Source organism: Agrobacterium sp. CFBP 3001, assembly GCF_027871605.1.
In the GTDB taxonomy this organism is placed as follows: Bacteria; Pseudomonadota; Alphaproteobacteria; order Rhizobiales; family Rhizobiaceae; genus Agrobacterium; species Agrobacterium leguminum.
In genome coordinates, this window is sequence record NZ_JAQAHD010000053.1 from 1 (window position 1) to 1,278 (window position 1,278).

The 1,278-nt window shown below is 62.8% G+C and carries 1 protein-coding gene; it reads right to left on the bottom strand.

Translation table 11 applies throughout. From position 1 onward, the window contains the following. A partial coding sequence (tssI, locus tag PH605_RS25230) for a type VI secretion system tip protein TssI/VgrG (protein WP_271040165.1) occupies positions 1 to 1,278 on the bottom strand: 1,278 nt, incomplete at both ends.

Consider the following 1,278-nt stretch of genomic DNA (forward strand, 5'->3'; position numbering starts at 1 on the left):
AGGTCGTAAGGCACGGAATTGGCCGGATTGTTGACCACGCCGATGACCAGCGGCTTATCCGGGTCGCCATCGACAAAGGCGACCATCACCTCCATGCCGATGCGCGGAATGACCTGCGCACCCCATGTGCCGCCGCCCCATGCCTGGCTGACACGAACCCAGCACGTATCCGTGCCATCCTTCTTCGCCTTGCGGTCCCACGGGAACCACAGCTTGATGCGGCCATATTGGTCAGGATGGATTTCCTCGCCTTCAGGTCCGGCGACGATCGCCACCTGCGTACCTTCGATGCGCGGGCGTTTTGTTGACCGGTGCGGCGTCAGCGGCACACGGGCGGGGATCGCCTCGAAGTGATTGCGATATTCCGGCTCGTTGCCATTGGTCTCATAAGAGAGATCGACGATATTGTGGCTTGCCCTGATGATGACATGTTCTTCATAGGCGTGTTCGGGGTGGGCGACCTCGTAAGGCGTGAAACGGCGGCCGGCCTCCAGAATGCGCGAGGTCGACGAACCGAAAACCCGGTCGTGATCGGCTTCGATGGACTGGGTGCGCAGTTTTTGCGCGCGCTCGGCCTCTTCCACCGTCTTGATGCGGGCCGGATATTCGTAAAGCTCGCGCTTCGTCGCATCCGGCATCTGCACCAGCGACGGTGTCATCGTGCCCGGCACCATGCCCGGCGTCTCGAAATTCCAGTCCGCGCCAGCGCGCTGACCCGAAACATAGGAAAAACGCCGCGCCCAGTCGTTGATGTGGTTACGATCCGAAGACCCCTGCGCCAGACGCACCGTCCCCTCCCCCTGGGCGGCCGGCGACGGCCCGAGCCAGCCGCTGGCGCTATCGGCCACATGCAGCTTGTGGGAACCATCCTCATGGCTGAACCAGTAGAACAGGCCGTCCTCTTCGAAACGGCGGGTGAGATAATCGAGATCCGTCTCGTTCCATTGCACGCTGTAATGCTGTGCGGGCGGCGGCGAGATGATGCCCGATGTATCGGGAGCGGGAATGCCGTGTTCGGAAAACAGCGTCTCGACGACCTCCACCGCCGTCTTGTCCATCCAGATACGGCAATCCGACCGGCGCGACAGAAGCCACATTTGCGGGCGGATGGTCAGCGCGTAGGAGCGCATGCCGCGGGTGATAGGCGGGCCTTCATGCAGCTCCGTCACCAGGCCGTTGAAGGGGCGGCGAACACCGCCGCCATCGCCGTCGCCCTGGCTGATCTCGATGGAGATATCGACCAGCCGTCCGATCAGCTCTTCGGGCTTGACCGCTTCC